The sequence below is a fragment of the Succinivibrio faecicola genome, from assembly GCF_019448115.1.
Classification (GTDB): domain Bacteria; phylum Pseudomonadota; class Gammaproteobacteria; order Enterobacterales; family Succinivibrionaceae; genus Succinivibrio; species Succinivibrio faecicola.
Window position 1 is genome coordinate 1 of record NZ_JAGFNY010000036.1, and the last position, 18,449, is coordinate 18,449.

Sequence of the window (18,449 nt, forward strand, 5' to 3'; positions counted from 1 at the left end):
GAGCGGGAAACGAGGTTCGAACTCGCGACCCTAACCATGGCAAGGTTATGCTCTACCAACTGAGCTATTCCCGCATCAGAATGGTTGTCATTATAAAGGAAATTTTCTTTCTGTCAACAGAAAATTAAAAAAAAACACAAAATTTTAACATGCTAAAAGTATTATTTTTCAATATGTTATGGTAGATAGGCATATATATCGCTTTTGTCATAAATCAGCCTCAAATATTCGTTCAATACTTTTTATTAAATAGTTGGTATTTGATAAAATAAATTAAGGAGTGCTTTATGATAGATAGATTTATTCAATCCTTTGATGAAAGAGTTAAGCCTGAAATTGAATTTTCAAATTCAGCTCCAAGCTCTAATGCAATGAGTGTATCTGATTTTCTTCGCATTACCGATAATGCCGTAAGATCTTTTGGTACTGCAGTTGTAGTTGGAGAAATCTCTGAAATAAAGAATTATTCACACATCTATTTCAAGATTAAGGATCAATCATCAAGTGTTGACTGCGTTATGTGGGCATCATCTAAAGCCTCTTTATCTTTTGAACCAAAAATTGGTCAGAGTGTTGAAATAACAGGTACTAGCTCTTTATACCAGAAAACAGGGCAGTTCAAGCTAATAGTCAATTCTATGAGACCTTTAGGCTTAGGTCTTATTATGGAGAGATTAAAAGCTCTGCAGGAGAAACTGTATCAAGAAGGTGTTTTTGATTTTCACAAAAGACCACTTAAGAAATTTATAAATACAGTTGGTGTTATTACCTCTACTGATGGTCGTGTTGTGCATGATATTGAAATGACCATAAAAAGACGTAATCCACTCATCAATATTCTGGTTTATCCTGCTTCTGTTCAGGGCGGTGGAGCTGCAAAGAGTTTGATTAATGCTCTAAATCTTGCGAATGAGGATAACAGAGCAGATGTTCTAATTATTGGAAGAGGAGGGGGCTCTTTTGAAGATCTTCTTCCATTTTCTGATGAACAGCTTGTAAGAGAAACTGCAAAAAGCCGTATTCCTATTATTTCAGCTGTTGGCCATGAGCCTGATTTTGCGCTTACTGATTATTCATGTGATTTGAGAGCTGCTACTCCAACTGCCGCTGCCGAAATTGTAAGTATGCTTACAACATATGATCTGAATAATTCAATTGATAAGATGATGAGCGATCTTGATAGGCTGATTCATTCAATATCTGATGATATAAGATTTAAACTCTCTTATCTTGTTAAAACTCTTGATAAGACTTCCATTGAGAACATTCTTTACTCAAGAGAGCTTTTATTGAAAAACTGTATTTCAAAACTTGATGCTTCAGTAAATGCCTCATACAACAGAAATTTAAATATTCTTTCCAAATATGACAGTATTCTTTCAAAATATGAAGGAAAGGTACTTTTATCAAGAATAGATTCTTCTATAAATTCTCATATGAACAATATGACAAATTGTATTGAGAACAAGGTTAATAAACTAAAAGAGATCCTTTCATTTGATTCTAGGATATTAGGTTTTGACAGTAATATAAACGGCAGACTATTTCTGTTAAATCAGGCTGTAAAGAACAGTGTATACATGTTAGAGCAGATATCTGTCAAATCAAAACTTGATAAGATCCGTTCTGATTACATAAAGAACCTGACAACACTTGAGAATCTTAATCCGATGTCTGTTTTAAAACGAGGTTACAGTATTACTTTTGATGAGAATGGTAAATTACTTGATTATGACTCATTAAAGAAGAATATGACTATAGTAACCAAAGTTGAAAAGGGCTGTATTATCAGCAGAGTAATCGATAAAAAAGAAAATGAAATTAAGTAAATATTTTTGTAGAGCACTGTTGCTGACATCCTTTTGCTCCAATTGTGTTTTTAGCTCAAACTTTGATACACAGACCATTGAAAACACACACACAACAACTGTTTATTCTCAGTCTTTAAATTGCAAGAATGAATCTATCAGTAAAGCATGTATGTTTTTTAAGAATATGTACGTAAACTCATTTGAATATGATTACATAAGATTCCTTACAGATAATTTTGATTATTCAAATGAATCAGATGACAGTTTCTCTGATAGAACAAGAGCCTATCAGAAGATAACTGCAGATTATAAGATTTCAGGCATGTCAGAAATTGTCGGTGTAATTGTAAGTGTAGAGCAACAGTTTAAGGGAAAAAAGGTTAAATATACACAAGCCCATAATATTAATCTGAAAACCGAAAGAATAATTGAATTTTCAGATCTCTTTGAAGATTCGCATCTTGCTGCAACTATATGTTCGAACGAAATATATCTTACATATTCTGCTCTTGGATATAAGAAGATTTCAGTAATTAGAGCACTTTATGAAATAAGACCTGTCAATTTTATTATCAGAAAAGACGGACTTGAGTTTATTTTTGACAGGGCAAATATAGGATTGAGTGGTGATAAAGCATCAGTTTTCATTCCTATTGAAAAATTAAAAGAAGCAAAACCAAATATGGTTATATTTTCATAAATGAATCAAAGGCTATTTCTAGCCTTTGAATTTTATTTATAAAGGTTGACGAAGGTATTAACCTTATCTTTGACGAAATTGCTGATAAACATAAGTGCAGCAATCAGAGTTGAAAACATAAAGATAACAAGTATCCAAAATGGCATACTCTGACCTAAGAAACTCCAGTCAAGTTTTTCGTTGCACATTGCAAATGCTTTAAACATGAAAGGAGCAATGTCATCAAGCGGTAAAAATGAAGGGAAGTTTGTAGTTAATTTGCATTTTGCAGCATATCCTTCCATTCCTGTATAAGCTGCATAATGCTCAAAGGTTACTATAAGACCGCCAATGGACGATAGAAGAAAGCCTAATGAGCAAGCAAATCTAACAATAAGAAGATTTCCTGCCAGAGCACCTAGAAAACCTATGAATACGAAACCTAGAAAGTAAGCTCTTTCATATACACAGTTTATGCACGGTTGAAGATCCAGTTTATATTGAAAATAAAGACCACATGCCTCTAGTCCACATCCTGCTAGAAATAATAAGAACCAGCAGAATCTTGAAGAGCAGATTTTCTTGAATAAGTGTAGCAAAATCATCTCCTTGTTATTATTATTTACGGTCACACTATACCAAAACAACATGTGTTACAAGAAGCTAAAGTAAAAAATGTGATTTATATATTTTTTATCATTTAAGAAAGAATTTGCTTATTTTACAAACAAAAATGCCTTCATAAAATATGAAGGCATATAAGACTTAGAAAATTTTACTTCATCTGTCCTAAGATTGCTTCAATAGAAGCTCCATGGACCAAACCTTCGCTAATCATATAGCCTGTTGCAATTGGCATAATAAACCATGTTGCAATTAAGCCGATGATAGTCAGAACGATTGTATATGGGATTGCCATGTACATCATTCTTAAGTATGGAAGCTTAATCAGTGCAGCGATAGGTGATGTTAATAAGAACAAGAATGCTGCCTGACCGTTTGGAGTTGCAACTGATGGAAGGTTAGTACCTGCATTGATTGCAATAGCTATTTCGTCAAACTGTTCAGGTGTGATCTGACCTGCTATTAGAGCATCACGAACCTGTTGAATGTAGATTGTTGCAACGAATACGTTATCTGATACAGATGAAATGATACCATTTGCCATATAGAAAATAGGTAAATGGAACTGCTCAGGAGTTGAGAATACCCATTGAATAATTGGGTCAAACAGTTTCTGTGTTGAAATTACAGTTACTACGGTAAAGAATACACATAATAATGCACAGAATGGCATTGATTCACAGAAAGCCTTACCTACAGGTCCTTCAGATGTAACACCGCATAGAGCAGTTGCAAGAACAATAACAGACAGACCAATAACACCAACAGATGCTAAATGGAAACCTAAAGCAACAACAAGCCAAATTATACAGCAACACTGAATAATAAGATTTAATTTGTCTCTCTTAGTGAGATTTGCAGACTGTTCTTTATCTTTGTTAACTAAGATCTGATAAACAGCATCTGGCATTCTATGACCATAACCGAATAACTTGAATTTTTCGATAAAGAAGCAGGTCATTAAGCCAAATACTAAAATTGGTAATGAAATAGGAGCCATACGTAAAGCGTAGTCAATAAACTTCCAACCACAGGTATCACCAATGATAAGGTTCTGAGGCTCACCAACGATTGTACATACGCCGCCTATTGTTGTACCTACAGCTGAGTGCATTAGAAGAGAACGTAAGAAAGCTCTGAACTCTTCAAGGCTCTTTTTGTGCTCTTCAGGGATGTTGCTGTCTGATACTAAAGCCATAGCACTGTTGTTGGTAATAATTGACATATAAAGCTGATATAAACCAACACAGGTTGAAATAATGATGGCTAAAACAGTTAAAGCATCAACGAATGCTGAGAGCAGACCTGACATGAAGCAGAATAAGAAAGCGAGCTTTACATTCGAACGTACTTTTACAAGAAGTTTTGTAAAGAAGAACAGTAGGAAATCACGAACGAAATGGATACCTGCAACCATGAACATTAAAAGCATGATAACTTCAAGATTTGATTCAATCTCTTTTGTTACATGGTGCATGTCGCACATGCCGAGGAAACATGCTTCAATAACTAAAAGACCACCAGCCTCTAAAGGATAGCAGTCTAATGCCATTGAAAGTGTGAAAATGAATTCTGCAACCAGTAACCAACCGGCAACGAACATTGAATATTGTGCAACGATTGGGTTAATGATAAGACATGCAATGATGACATTCTTATACCAAACAGGACAACTTCCAAGAAAGTTGAGCATGCCAGCCTTAGCATAACTTATAGATGTGCTCATATGACCTCAGCTATTAGAATTTTTTAAAAGAAAACTACTTGTACAAAGTAAAATGTTAGATTAATTATATATTATTTTAAATAGCTAATAAAAGAAAATTCTTTACAATATTTGTAGTTGTGTCAAAAGAAAAATGAAAAAAAATGTAAAATTAAAGGGCCTGCATTTGCAGGCCCTTTAAGATCAGTGTTAAATGAATGATGAAACAATGATCAACATTATCTGAGGAGACAGAATTCTCAAGAACATTACGAACGGATAAACAGTTGCGTAACCGATAGAAGAAGCTTCTGCATCCTTGTACATACCGTTAGCATATGCAAGAGCTGGAGGATCAGTACATGCTCCTGCAAGAACACCTGAGAGAACAAGGTAGTTTACCTTGAATACCTTGTAGCCGATGAAACCGATGATTAACATTGGAATGATTGAGATTAGAGTTGCCCATGCCATCCAGTGTAAACCCATACCGTTTGTCAGCTCATCCCAGAAACCGTTAGCACCAGCTCTGATACCGACAATTGTAAGGAACAGAGTAATACCGATTTCCTTAAATGCTGCAAGAGCAGGCTGTGGTAAACGCCAGTGAAGCTTGTTCTTTGTCCATGCATCACCGAATCTTGCTAAAAGAATTGCTACTACAAGGGTACCGCCGATAACGCCAAGTTTCATAGGTGCAGGAACGCCTGGTAGAGGAATAGGAATAGAACCTAAGAGCATACCTAAGAATAAACCTAAGAAAATAGGAATCATAGGAACATGGTTCATGGTAGCAGATGAGTTACCTACAATCTTACCAGCCTTTCTGATGTCTTCCATAGTACCGATAACATTCAGCTCATCACCTAAAGCCAGTCTTAAATCTGGAGTTGGCATAAACTGAATACCGGATCTGAATACACGAGAAATAACAAGATTGTGTTTCTTATCTAACTCTAATTCACCAAGTGTACGACCCATTACATTGTTGTTTGTAATGATTAAATGACGTACAGAAATTGTTGTACCGTGAGTTGTCAGAACATCCTTTGTTTCGGTACCGATAGCCATTGCAGCCTTTGCTACGTATTTAGCACCACCAACTAAGTGGATAAGGTCGCCCTGCTGTAAAACCATTTCACGTGTAGGAACTGATAGTTCACCATCACGCTTGATTCTTGAACAGATTACAGTACCGTCAATGATACCTGGAATATCATTGATTGTTTTACCAATGAACTCTGAGCTTTCTACCTTTACATTTGATGAGATAGGAGCATCAAAACCCGCTGACTTGCTGTCACGGTAATCATTACCTGCAGCTTCAACGCTTACCTTGAATACTACACGGATAAGAATGATAGTAATTAAAATTGCGCAAACGCCGAATGGATATGCAACAGCATAAGCCTTTGGAACATTGGCTACATTAAAACCTAATGCAATAGGATCTTTGCCCTGTGAGGCAAGTACGTTAGCAATATCAGATACCATCAAAGAGCCTGCTGATAATGCTGGTGTATTTGTGATAGCACCAGAGTACATACCAACCATAGCATCAGGAGTAACGATTCCTGTGAAGAACAGTGTTAAAGCTACGCAGCAGCCAAGAACGATAAGAGATACTGCTAAAGTTAATAGCTTTAATCCGTTTCCTCTTAAAGCTGCAAAGAAGCTAGGTCCAACCTGAATACCAATAGCATAAACGAAGAGCATCAGACCAAACTCCTGTAAGAAGTGTAGAATGTTTTCTTCTGCAGTTACGCTACCAGCATCATTATGAAGATTAAATCCAAAATAAGCGTTTGCAATATGACCGACTAAAATGCCAGAGAAAAGAACGCCTCCGATTCCAAGTCCAACGCCTTTATACTTGATCTGACCTAAGGCAATACCAAGCACAGCGCCAACTGAAATATAAATAATTAGAAGGGCGAGTGATGACATTAATTAAATCCCAAATGGAACAAACTAAAATACAAATGACAAAGGAATACGCCTTTGACATAATCGGCGCTATTGTATCAGAGTTTTTTTTGTTTTTGAATTGTAAAATGATATGTGAAGATCTTTGCTTATGAAATATCCAGCATATATTTATTCTTTCATCTGATTTAAAATATCGAGTGTAATGTAGACTGTATTTCCTTCATAGTCGACATCTAACAGGGGCTCGTCAAATTTCTCATAGCAGAAGTCATTTATTTCTTCAATTGCAACGTCTTTTGACATATATTTTGCGCTAAGGCAAAGACCATTGAATTCATCAAGATCCATTACATCACATCCGCTTTTTACAAGTGAGTCTACTAAAGATCTTGCACTTGATGAAGGTAGTTTTGCAACACTAGGATTGTTTTGATCTTTATTTTCATCTGTATTGTCAGATCCTTTAAAATCTGGTTCAAAAAACTCGTCATCCTTAAGAGAACCTTCTGTAATTCTTATAGCCTCAATGACATTTTGAATATGATTTGACTCAGTGAGTTTTGAACTTATCTTTGATTCATCAAAATCAGCAACTGTGAGATTTTTCTTTTTATCTGCAAATGATGTTTTGTTTTCACTGATATCTGATAGCAGTGGCTTTAATGTCTCCTTAAAGATATTTGTAAAATAAGATGCTAGAGGATGAATTCTCATTTCTTCTTTTATAAGTTCGTTTAGATAATTTATAGTTGTCAAAACAGTTGGAGAAATTTCTTTTGCTCTTGCAAGTCTTGCGTAGTATGCATTTGTGTAGCGTGGGTTACCTCTCACTAGCTGCTTTAGACAGATGAAAAATTTCATTGCAAGCTTTTCTTGCTCTTGATTCTCAAGTTTTAAAATTCTTACAAGTGTTTTCTCTGCATTGTTTTGAACTACTACATAGCTGTAAATAATCAGTGCATTTTGCGCACTGGCAAGTTTTTCATAAAATTCATCTGTTAATACTTTTGAAAGTGTATTATCTATTTCTGTCTGAATTATCTTGTGATGCTTTAGATTACATCTTTCCTTAGCGCTTAGAGCATGTTCAATAGGAACTGCCATAAGCCCAAGATTTAAAATTCCTTTTTCTATACATGATGCTAAAGCAGGATTACACTTTGGATCGATAAGCTTTATGACTGTATTTAAATTGTCAAAGCTTAGATTATTTAGTTTTCCTATAAGGTTAAGCTGTTCTTTCATCATCAGTGTATTGCTAAGGAGCCTTAAAGTTAAATCTGGGCTTTTTGCATTCATAATTGCATTTGTTAGACTCTTGTTCTGATTGAGAATATTCTTTGTAAGATCAATACAATCATTTAGATTAAAACAAAGTCTGCTACAGCTGATTTTTTCAAGTGTTGTGTGACTTAAAAGTGGTGAAATAAGATATCTGAATGTTTCATGATTAGCCAAATATGCAGCCAGGGAGTCCTGATATGAAACATTTATTCCATAAAAGGATGAAAATATTTTTTCATCAATATTTCTGTCAGAACAGTTTAAAGATTCAAATGAACATAATTTTTCATAACGGTAAAGATTATCTTTGATAATTTTTATAAAAAGTCTGATTCTGAACAGATAGCTTCTGTTTGGAACTCTGATAAGATTGGATCTGCTGTTTGAATTATCTTTTTCAAGAAGAATAAGCATAAGGCTGAAAAGAGAAGAAATGTCACTATCAGTTACCATTTCTATTTTTCTTTTTGCAAGAATTATATTGATTGCAGTTTCTATACATTGAGGATATGCATAAAATCCTAATAGCAGATCATCATCTTGAACAATCAAATTTTCAATGGATACATTCTCATCATTGAGAGCATATGGAAGTTTAAATAGCAGAAAATCTAACAGCTTTATTAAAAGCAATGTTGTATCTTCTGTCTTTTCATAGATCCTATCAAGCTCATTTCTATACTCACTAAGTTCAGCCTTGCCAGATGGATTGATAAGCTGTTTTAGTATTACAACCAGATAGAAATACAAAATTGCATACAAACGGCTTTCTATAGTGTCACCTGTAAGACCAAGAGCTCTTCTGTTTGTTGTATAGTGGATCTTTTCTGAATCAGGAATTACACAGGTTAAAACATCATGAAGATAATCAAGATTTGATGAAATAACATTGTCTGACAGAATGGCTGTTTCAGAGTCTTTTGTTTTTCTGATATCTATGCTATTGCAAAGATCGTTTATTGTATTAATTAACTCAACAGGCAGCTTTGAATTATTCAGAATGTTAAAAAAGTAATTATTTAAAAAAGAGCTATTAGTGAATTCTGACTTTTTGCTGACAACATCAGAAAAACTTAAATTGTTGTTGTGACTGTCTGCTTTTTGTGTTGCTGCAAGTGTCAGATACGGCTTTAATGAAGCCATTGAATATGTATTTAGATATCTGAATTTTGAAACGAAATTGAATTTTTCAGATATGCTTGATAAAGGGAAGAAACTGTTGTTTTCAAAAAAGCTGTATTCCTTTTTTCTAATTTTCTGTTCTACAGTTTTCTTCTGATAATAGTTTCCTTTAGTTACACTTTTTTCAAGTAATACTTCTTCTTTTACAGGCTTCTCAAAAAAGCCAAGAGTCTGTTGCTTACTGATTATTATTCCGGCACTAGACTTCTTCTTGTCTATTTCATCTAATTTTGCAATTGCCTCAACTCTTGCTCTTAAGTGTTCTTTAAATTCCTTGTCTTTGAAAGCCTGAATCTTGCTTTGTTTTTCTTTTTCTTTTATTAGATTCTTCTGATGAGCAATTTCAAGGAGCAGTGTGTCATAGTATGGAAATTCTCTGTCTACAGAGAAGTTTTCTCCATTGTATATGGCTAGCTTTGCCATGATTGAAATGAATCGCAGATGGTTTTTATTATCTAGTTGTTTAAAACATAGATTTTGATTTTGATAATCGCATTTATAGTTTAAATTCAGACATGCAAATGAATAACATGTTTTTAAGTAGTTGTATCCCTCTTTTGGTAGAGAAAGAGAATTTAAAATGTTGTCAAGTTCAAGTCTAAGATGAGAGTCAATTGTTTTGCTAATTACATGCAGACTTTCAAAAACTCTGAGCATTATGTTGTAATTTGCAATTTTTGTGCTCATTCTAGCAATATATGAAGCATCTTTTTGTGTTGGAACTCTTTTGGATTTTATAAGTTCTTGAACATAGGAAAAATCTTCATCATTGTTAAGATTTGGCTTAATAGTGACCTGTATTCTGTCATCAAACTTTATATCGCAAGGAATAAATCCTGGTACAAGTTTCATTCCGTATGTTTCAAGCAATGTATTAAGATCAAGATATACGGAAGATGTATTGTTTGAAAAATCAACTAGATCTGTTTCAAGTTCAAGTCTTTGAATAAGATCTCTTGGTGTTGTATAGATGTATCTTGTCTGATTTATCTGCTGTTTTAATTCTTTTAGGTTGTCCACCATAAAATATGGCAGATCGTTTGTTCTTGAAAGATAGTATTTAGCATCTTTTTTCATAGAAAACAGCCTGGAATCAATTGATTGTCTTATTATAAGTTTTGCTAATCAGTCAGACAAGATTCATCAAATTTATATACGCCATCTAAAAAATCGCTAATTTCCTTTGAAGCCTTTGTTTTATCTACTGATATTTCTTTTTTTAGTCTGTCTAGCATCTTTTCTGACAGTGCCTCAATACCTTCATCGTTAAGAATATCAAGAATATCACTGATTTTTTCATAACTTTCAGGTAAAAGCTTTTTTAAACGGCAAATTCTGTCTTTGTCTATTGTATCCTCATCAAGTCCCTTATAACAGCTTAAAAGACTTTCAAGTGCAACTTCATTTAGTTTGCATTCAAGCATTGGATTTACAGCATGTGACAGCGCGATACCATCAAGATTTGATCTGTTTTTAAAAGGTCTTGTATATATATGTCTGCTTATAAATTTTCCGTCATTAACAGGATAATTGTCCCAAAGAGTTACTTTTCTTCCCCAAAGATAGTTTGCCTTTTCAATATCTTCTTTGGTAATTGTTCTTGATAAAACCTTGTTGCCAGTCCAGAAAATCTCAATTGACTTATCTAGATCCCTTACAATGTCCTCATAATATTGCACAGGTCTTTGACCGAAAACTTTATCAAGTATCGGATCAAAAGTGTAATAGGTTGGGCAGAAAATGAGTCGTATATTGCTGTTCTTATTTTTGAGGTATGAGTGCACCTCTTTGATTATTTCGTTCTGCTTTTTTCCTTCTTCATTTGTGTACAGACTGATATCATCGAACAAGATAGCGATGATTTTTGTATTTGTAGTTTCTAAAATCCAATCAATCTTTTTTATAAGTACATTAAGCAGTCTGTCTTTTTCTTTTGTAATTTGCAAAGGTGAAATACCAACACCAAAATCAAGATGTAGTTTTGTGCACATGTCGCTCATATGCACTAAAAGTTCTTTTTTTGCACTGTCAAATGGCTTTTCCCATTCACGTCTTAGAGCTTTATCATTTTTGGGGGCATAAATATAGTATGAGTATCCTTTGTCAGAGATAAAACTCATAAGCTCATCTCTTTCATCAGTTGTATACTGTCTTCCGTAAAAACCTTCTATAATCCCTAAAGTTGTTTTCATAAAATCAGCCTGTCTTCAAATGTCATTTGTTCAATGTTATCAAAAATTTTATAACTGATTATTACCAAATTGTACTGAAAAAGCATGGCTTCAGCCATGGGGATCTGTCAAAATTTAGTGATTTTTGAACTTCTTGCTAATTGATAGAATCAATAATTATTTGTATAATGCTCAAGTTTGTGTGGACGCATGTCGCAGTTAATGTACATCCGATGCGTCAAGTTGTTTTTATTGCTGCAACCTATAGAGGTAAAAGATGCAGGTTTCAACCGAGAAAAAAGAGGGTATTTTAAACCTCATTACTGTTACTGTGCCAGCTGAAGATGTTAAGAGTGCACGTAGCAACGTATTTAAGAATTATGCAAAGAACGCAAAGATTGATGGTTTCCGTAAGGGCCACATTCCAACAGCTGTTCTTGAGAAGAATTTTTCAGCTCAGATCAACGGCGATACTTTAGATCGTGTAATCAACGACAATATCTACGAGGCTATCCAGGAATCAAAGCTAAAGGTTGTTGATATTGTTAAGGTTGACTTAAAGAGCGGTGACGCAACTTCAGAAGTTGTTTTTGAGGCCGAGGTTGAGGTATATCCAGAGTTAGAGTTCAAGGCTCTTGAAGACTTAAAGTTAAAGAAGATCGTATCAGAAATCAATGATGCTGATATCGATAATATGGTTGAGACACTTCGTGAGCAGCAGGCAAAGTGGCAGGTTAAGGATGATGCTACAGTAGCTGAGAAGACCCGTGCTTCAATCGACTTCTTAGGTCGTTGTGAAGGTGTTGAGTTTGAGGGCGGTAAGGCTTCAGACTTCACTTTAACTATCGGCGAGACCTCAATGATCCCAGGTTTTACTGAGCAGATCATGGGCCACAAGGCTGGCGACAAGTTCACTATTAACGTTAAGTTCCCTGAGGAATACCACGCTGAGAATTTAAAGGGTAAAGATGCAGAGTTCGACATCACCGTAAATTCAGTATCAGTTAAGGTATTACCAGAAGTTAACGAAGACTTCATTAAGTTATTCAACCTGAAGGATGCTACTATGGATACCTTCAGAGCAGAGCTTAAGAAGAATATGGAGCGTGAACTATCACGTGCATTAAGCAAGAAGAATTCAGATTTGGTATTTGACGCTTTAGCAGCTCAGTACGGTGAATTCGACGTTCCTCAGCAGTTCGTATCAGAGCAGCACAAGGCAATCCTAGCTGAGGTTGAGAACTACTTCAAGCAGTACGGCATGAAGAGCTTACCAGAGCAGTTCAAGAAGAACCCTCAGTACTTAGAGGATGCTAAGAAGCGTGCTCGTTTAGGCGTTATCTCATCAGTTGTTGCTGATAACCTAAACTTCAAGGAAGCATCAGATGCTGCTGTAGAAGCTGAAATCAATTTAATCGCTTCAGCATACGATGAGCCAGAGAAGGTTGTTGAGCAGATCAAGGCTGACAAGCGTTCATTTGCACAGTTCAAGGCTGCAGCTTATGAGCACGAGTTAATCGCTAAGATCTTTGAAAAGGCTCAGGATGGCGAAGATAAGAAGTCATTCTCAGAGTTAGTAGGTCGCTAATCTACAAATCATAATAAGGAGCTGACACAATATGAACTTTGAAGCAGAAAAAATGGCATCAACATTAGTGCCTATGGTTATCGAGCAAACAGCTCGTGGCGAGAGATCATTTGATATATACTCTCGACTGCTCAAAGATAGAGTAATTTTTCTAACCGGTCAGGTTGAGGATCATATGGCTGATCTTATTGTGGCCCAGCTCCTTTTTCTAGAATCAGATGATCCTGATAAGGATATTTATCTGTACATCAATTCTCCAGGTGGCGTAGTAACTGCCGGTATGGCAATTTACGACACTATGCAGTACATCAAACCTGATGTATGCACTTTATGTATGGGACAGGCATGCTCAATGGGCTCATTCCTGCTTGCAGGCGGAGCTAAAGGCAAGCGTTATGCACTGCCAAATGCCAGAATCATGATTCATCAGCCTTTAGGTGGTTTCCAGGGCCAGGCTACAGATATTATGATTCATGCTCATGAGACACAGAGGATCAAGGATACTCTAAATGGTCTTCTCTCAAAGCACACAGGTCGTCCTTTAGAAGAGATTGTTAAGGATACCGAGCGTGATAATTTCATGAGTGCTCAGGAAGCAAAAGAATATGGTCTAGTTGATAATGTTATTACAAGCAGAAGTGAAATAATTCTTGAGAATAAGGACAACTAATTATGAGTGAGCAGACTAAAAATACATGTTTATTCTGCGGAAAATCTTCTTCAGAAAATCGTAAACTGATTAAAGCTCGTGATGGTATCTGCATTTGCTCAGACTGTATCACTAAATGTTATAAAATGCTTGAGACAAAGGGCTTCGGTAATAAAGAGAATTCCTCATCAGGCATTGATCTTGACAATATCCCAACTCCACATGAAATTGCAAAACATCTTGATGATTATGTAATCGGTCAGGAAGATGCAAAGAAAGTATTATCAGTTGCTGTATATAACCACTATCAGCGTTTAAAGCATGCAGATAATGAATCTGGAGTAGAACTTGGAAAATCAAATATTCTGCTGGTAGGTCCTACAGGTTCAGGTAAAACACTGCTTGTTCAGACTTTGGCAAAATTCTTAAATGTTCCTTTTGCAATTTCTGATGCTACAACATTAACTGAAGCAGGTTATGTTGGCGAAGACGTTGAGAATGTTATTGTACGTCTGCTTCAGAACTGTGATTTCGATGTTGAGAAAGCTCAGAAGGGTATTATCTACATCGATGAAATCGATAAGATTGCAAGAAAGTCAGAAAATGCATCAATTACTCGTGATGTATCTGGTGAAGGTGTTCAGCAGGCATTATTAAAGCTTGTTGAAGGTACAGTTGCATCAGTTCCACCAAATGGTGGCCGTAAGCATCCACAGGAAAAGAATATCGAAGTTGATACTTCTCAGATCCTGTTCATCTGTGGTGGCGCATTTGACGGACTTGAAAAGATTGTTGAAAAGCGTGTTTCCAAGAAAGCCGGTATTGGATTTGGCGCTGAAGTATTTGGTAAGGATGAGAAGCTTACCTTATCAGATAAGTACAAGAAAGTTGAACCTGATGATCTTGTAAAGTTTGGTATTATTCCTGAATTTGTTGGTAGATTACCTGTTATTACAGCATTATCAGAGCTTAACAGAGAAGAGTTAATTCGTGTTTTACGTGAACCTAAGAATGCTATTCTTCGTCAGTATGAGGAAATGTTCAAGTTTGAAGATGTAAAACTTGAGTTTACACAGGAAGCATTAAACGCAATTGCTGATACTGCAATTAAGCGTCATACTGGTGCTCGAGGACTCCGTTCTGTTGTTGAAGGTCTTCTTTTAAACACAATGTTTGATATACCTTCAGTTAAGGATGTTGAGAAGGTTGTCGTTGATAAGAATACTGTTGAAAATCACGAAGAGCCTTTAGTTGTAAAGAAAGCTGATTTTGAGATGGAATCAATTTCTTAGTATTGGACTGTATTATTAAGGCTCCTGTTTGACTTGAAACAGGAGTTTTTTTGTCTTTAAAATGTATAAAATTTATAATAATATAATACATAAGTTTATCAGCTCATTTTTGAGCATCATAAAAAGAAAAAAGAGTAGTTATGGTTGCTAGAAGAAAGAAAACTGAAATTACAAAAGCAAGTTCAGATAAGAATAGATCAGAATATCTGCTGCCGCTGATTTCTTTGCGTGCTCTTATTATTACACCTAATTCAAAGCTTCAGATCACCGCTGCTAGAAGAAGTTCAATTCAGGCTTTCAAGGAAGTAGACAGAGAAGATTCAAAGTATGACAATGTTGCTGTTTTTTGTCAGACAAACGAAGCTGATGAGATGCCTAATTTTGATGGTCACATGAAAACAGGTGTTGCATGTGAATTACAGTCTCTGACAGAAAAGAATGATGGTACTGTCTCTTGCTTAATTCAGGGATTCAAGAGAATAAAGCTTCTGGAGATCGTTGAAAATAATGAACTTCCATACAGATTAGCCAAAGTACTTGATGTTGAGGAAATTCAATGTGATCCTCAGGAAACTGCAAGTACACTTAATGTACTTAAATCATGTCTTAACTATGCTATAGATAATTCTTCCAAGACTGTAAAGAATCTTGTTGAAAGATCAGTTCCAAAACATCTTGTAAAGACTATTCTTGAAGAAGAGAATCTGTCAAAGCTTACTGATTTGCTAACACAGATCCTTCATTTAGATACAAGTATTAAGTATTTACTTCTATCTTCAAATAATCCTGTCGAAAGAGGTCGTATTCTTATCAGTAGCCTAAATGGTTACTCATATCAGACTGAGCTTGAAAACAGAATTATTGATGTTGCAAAACGCTCAATGGAAAAGAATCAGAAGGATTATTTCTTAAATGAGCAGTTAAAGGCAATTAAAAAAGAGCTTGGCATATCTTCTGGTGATGAGGAAGATATTGTTATGTTCACCAAGCAGAATAAAGAGCTTGATGCACCAGAGTATGTTCATGAGCGTATTTCACGTGAAATCAGAAAGCTGGATGCAATGTCAACTAACTCTTCTGAATATACAACTGTAAGAAACTATATTGAAACTTTATTGTCACTTCCTTGGAACAAGAAAGATGATGTAAAGATTGATCTTAAGAAGGCTCAGGAAATCCTTGATAAGGATCATTATGGTCTTTCAAAGGTAAAAGATCATATTCTTGAGTATCTTGCAGTTCTATCAAGAACAGAGAAACTATCAGGTCCTATTATATGTCTTATGGGACCTCCTGGTATCGGTAAGACTTCTCTTGGTAAATCTATTGCAGCTGCTACAAACCGTCGTTTTGTAAGAGTTGCTTTAGGTGGTGTTTCTGATGAAGCTGAAATCAGAGGTCACAGAAGAACATATATCGGTTCACTTCCAGGTCGAATCATCTCAAATATGGCAAAGGCAAAGGTAAATAATCCTTTATTCTTGCTAGATGAGATTGATAAAGTTGTTAACAGCAATCACGGTGATCCTCAGGCTGCACTGCTTGAAGTACTTGATCCTGAGCAGAACAGTACCTTTGAGGATAACTACATTGAGATTGAATATGATCTGTCCAATGTAATGTTTGTAACCACTGCCAACAGCTACAACATTCCTGCACCTCTTTTAGACAGAATGGAGGTTATTGATCTTTCATCATATACAGAGGATGAGAAATTCAATATTGCAAGAAAGCATCTTTTACCAAAGCAGCTTCGCCTTGCTAATGTAAAGGAAGATGAGATAACATTTTCTGATGAAACTTTAAGATATCTTGTTACATATTACACTCATGAGGCAGGTGTGCGTCAGCTTGAGAGAACTCTTACTGAACTTATCAGAAAGAGAATCAAGCAGGTAATGCTGTCTTCTAAGAAATCATCAAAGAGCAGTGAAATTACCATTGATGATGTTAAATCAATGCTTGGTCCTGAAAAGTATGATTTCACATCAAAGCTAAAGGATAACAAGGTAGGCGTTGTAAACGGCCTGTCTTGGTCTACTTTAGGTGGTGATATTCTTCAGCTTGAAGCTGTTGCAAATACAGGTAAAGGTAAACATCAGCTGACCGGTAAATTAGGTGATGTAATGAAAGAGTCAATCACTACAGCTATTACAGTTGTTAGAACTTTAAGTGAATCATTACACCTAAGTGAAGACTTCTTTGAAACATCCGATCTGCATGTTCATGTTCCTGAAGGTGCAGTTCCAAAGGATGGTCCATCAGCAGGTATCGGTATGGTAACCGCTGTAGTATCAGCGCTCACAGGAAATGCAGTGCGTTCTGATGTAGCTATGACAGGTGAAATTACCTTAAGAGGTGATGTTCTGCCAATTGGTGGCTTAAAAGAAAAACTTTTAGCAGCTTTAAGAGGTGGAATCAAGACAGTTATGATACCTAAGGATAATGAAAAGGATCTTTGGGACGTACCATCAGTAGTAACTGAAAAAATGAAGATCATGCCTGTAAGCCGAATTGAAGAGGTATTAAAAACAGCTCTTGTAAATGATCCTTTTAATTTTAAGCCAACCACAAAATGGATATTTAAAGAAAAGAAATCAAAAAAGATCATTAAAAAAGAAAGTCTATCTGATTCAAACATAGTGGTATAGAAATGGAACAGGAAAATAAAGTTATTTTTGATGACGAAAAAAAGGAAGAGCCAAACAAGATTGATGAGGAAGTTACCTCAATAATCAAGGCTGCCGACAATCTTATAAACGTTCTGGAAAAGATAGCTCCTTCTATCAATGATGGAAAGGTTGTTAACGAGGAGGCTTTTATGAAAGTAATCAAGCCTCTGTGTGTGAATGTAGAAAACACACTTCCTCAGCTATTAGAATGTGTTGATAATCTTGAGTATCTGCAGGATGAAAGATCTTATGTAATAAGACAGAAGATTGCAAAACTTGAAGATGATCTTCTACCTCCTATTATTGAATACATAAGAGCAAGAGAAAAATCTTGTAAATAAAGCAAAGAATTATGTCATATTGAATAAGCCTTTTAGGCTTATTTTGTTTTGAAGATCAAATTTATTTAATATCTTGGTGAGTATAAAAATGAGTATAATAAATAAACATATCGGGGGGGAGAGCCTTTCTTTAAGTAAAAAGATTGCAATTTTTGCAGTATTTCTTTTTGCAATAATTATCTCAATTTTCATAGGCTATAAGTTCATAATTCATGAATTAAGCCAAAAAGAACAGATCGAGATTCTTCATCAAAAAGTAAATCATTTATCAGCCAGAATAGAGAAAATTGAAAATGTAAACTTAAAGGTTGATTGGTCTGATAAAGAATTTAATACGGTGACCAAATGAAGCGGACATTGGTCACATTTGTCTAAAATTATAAATGACTGTAGTTAGCGTACAGTCTGCTTTTTAAAAAACGAATTCTTTCTTGGATTTTTTTTTGGATTGGCTCTTTTATTTGTTGGTAATTTTGGATGATTTATTCAGAACTGAGCAAATAATTTTAAGCATCCGACTTG

General features: G+C 35.3%; 13 protein-coding genes and 1 tRNA gene. 8 read left to right on the forward strand and 6 right to left on the reverse strand.

The genetic code is table 11. The features are described 5' to 3' along the window. Position 1: 1 nt before the first annotated feature. Positions 2 to 74: transfer RNA gene (locus J5V48_RS08430), tRNA-Gly, on the reverse strand. 213 nt (positions 75 to 287) lie between these two features. Here J5V48_RS08430 and xseA point away from each other — a divergent pair. Beyond that, complete coding sequence (gene xseA / locus J5V48_RS08435; RefSeq protein WP_219938142.1) at positions 288 to 1,829, forward strand: exodeoxyribonuclease VII large subunit; 1,542 nt, start codon at positions 288 to 290, stop codon at positions 1,827 to 1,829. A 151-nt stretch (positions 1,830 to 1,980) separates the two neighbouring features. Further along, positions 1,981 to 2,511, forward strand: a complete 531-nt coding sequence (locus J5V48_RS08440; RefSeq protein ID WP_219938143.1) for a hypothetical protein — start codon at positions 1,981 to 1,983, stop codon at positions 2,509 to 2,511. A 32-nt stretch (positions 2,512 to 2,543) separates the two neighbouring features. Here the strand turns inward: J5V48_RS08440 and J5V48_RS08445 are convergent, their stop codons facing one another. The 5 genes from J5V48_RS08445 to J5V48_RS08465 form a co-directional block, all read right to left on the reverse strand. Beyond that, positions 2,544 to 3,089: a disulfide bond formation protein B gene (locus tag J5V48_RS08445; RefSeq protein WP_219938144.1), complete on the reverse strand. Its 546-nt coding sequence runs from the start codon at positions 3,087 to 3,089 to the stop codon at positions 2,544 to 2,546. Positions 3,090 to 3,265: 176 nt separating this feature from the next. Next, the gene (gene nhaB / locus J5V48_RS08450; protein ID WP_219938145.1) at positions 3,266 to 4,840 is read right to left on the reverse strand and encodes a sodium/proton antiporter NhaB; all 1,575 of its coding nucleotides are present in this window, start codon (positions 4,838 to 4,840) and stop codon (positions 3,266 to 3,268) included. Between the two features lie 189 nt (positions 4,841 to 5,029). Further along, positions 5,030 to 6,766, reverse strand: coding sequence for a putative transporter (locus tag J5V48_RS08455; protein WP_219938146.1), 1,737 nt, complete (start codon positions 6,764 to 6,766; stop codon positions 5,030 to 5,032). 150 nt (positions 6,767 to 6,916) lie between these two features. Further along, positions 6,917 to 10,291, reverse strand: a complete 3,375-nt coding sequence (locus tag J5V48_RS08460) for a tellurite resistance TerB C-terminal domain-containing protein (protein WP_219938147.1) — start codon at positions 10,289 to 10,291, stop codon at positions 6,917 to 6,919. A 44-nt stretch (positions 10,292 to 10,335) separates the two neighbouring features. Further along, a complete protein-coding gene (locus J5V48_RS08465) occupies positions 10,336 to 11,406 on the reverse strand; it encodes a beta-N-acetylglucosaminidase domain-containing protein (protein ID WP_219938148.1) in 1,071 nt (356 codons plus the stop codon). Between the two features lie 256 nt (positions 11,407 to 11,662). On the opposite strand from J5V48_RS08465, the gene tig reads away from it, so the two are divergent. From tig to J5V48_RS08495, 6 genes are all read left to right on the forward strand, one after another. After that, a complete protein-coding gene (tig, locus tag J5V48_RS08470) occupies positions 11,663 to 12,973 on the forward strand; it encodes a trigger factor (protein ID WP_219938149.1) in 1,311 nt (436 codons plus the stop codon). Between the two features lie 31 nt (positions 12,974 to 13,004). Further along, positions 13,005 to 13,643, forward strand: a complete 639-nt coding sequence (clpP, locus tag J5V48_RS08475; RefSeq protein ID WP_255557782.1) for an ATP-dependent Clp endopeptidase proteolytic subunit ClpP — start codon at positions 13,005 to 13,007, stop codon at positions 13,641 to 13,643. A 2-nt stretch (positions 13,644 to 13,645) separates the two neighbouring features. Continuing rightward, positions 13,646 to 14,914, forward strand: a complete 1,269-nt coding sequence (clpX, locus tag J5V48_RS08480) for an ATP-dependent Clp protease ATP-binding subunit ClpX (protein ID WP_219938150.1) — start codon at positions 13,646 to 13,648, stop codon at positions 14,912 to 14,914. A gap of 140 nt (positions 14,915 to 15,054) precedes the next feature. Then, positions 15,055 to 17,565: an endopeptidase La gene (gene lon / locus J5V48_RS08485; RefSeq protein WP_219938151.1), complete on the forward strand. Its 2,511-nt coding sequence runs from the start codon at positions 15,055 to 15,057 to the stop codon at positions 17,563 to 17,565. Positions 17,566 to 17,567: 2 nt separating this feature from the next. Further along, positions 17,568 to 17,927, forward strand: a complete 360-nt coding sequence (locus tag J5V48_RS08490) for a hypothetical protein (RefSeq protein WP_219938152.1) — start codon at positions 17,568 to 17,570, stop codon at positions 17,925 to 17,927. An 88-nt stretch (positions 17,928 to 18,015) separates the two neighbouring features. After that, positions 18,016 to 18,276, forward strand: coding sequence for a hypothetical protein (locus tag J5V48_RS08495; RefSeq protein ID WP_219938153.1), 261 nt, complete (start codon positions 18,016 to 18,018; stop codon positions 18,274 to 18,276). The last annotated feature ends 173 nt before the right edge of the window (positions 18,277 to 18,449 follow it).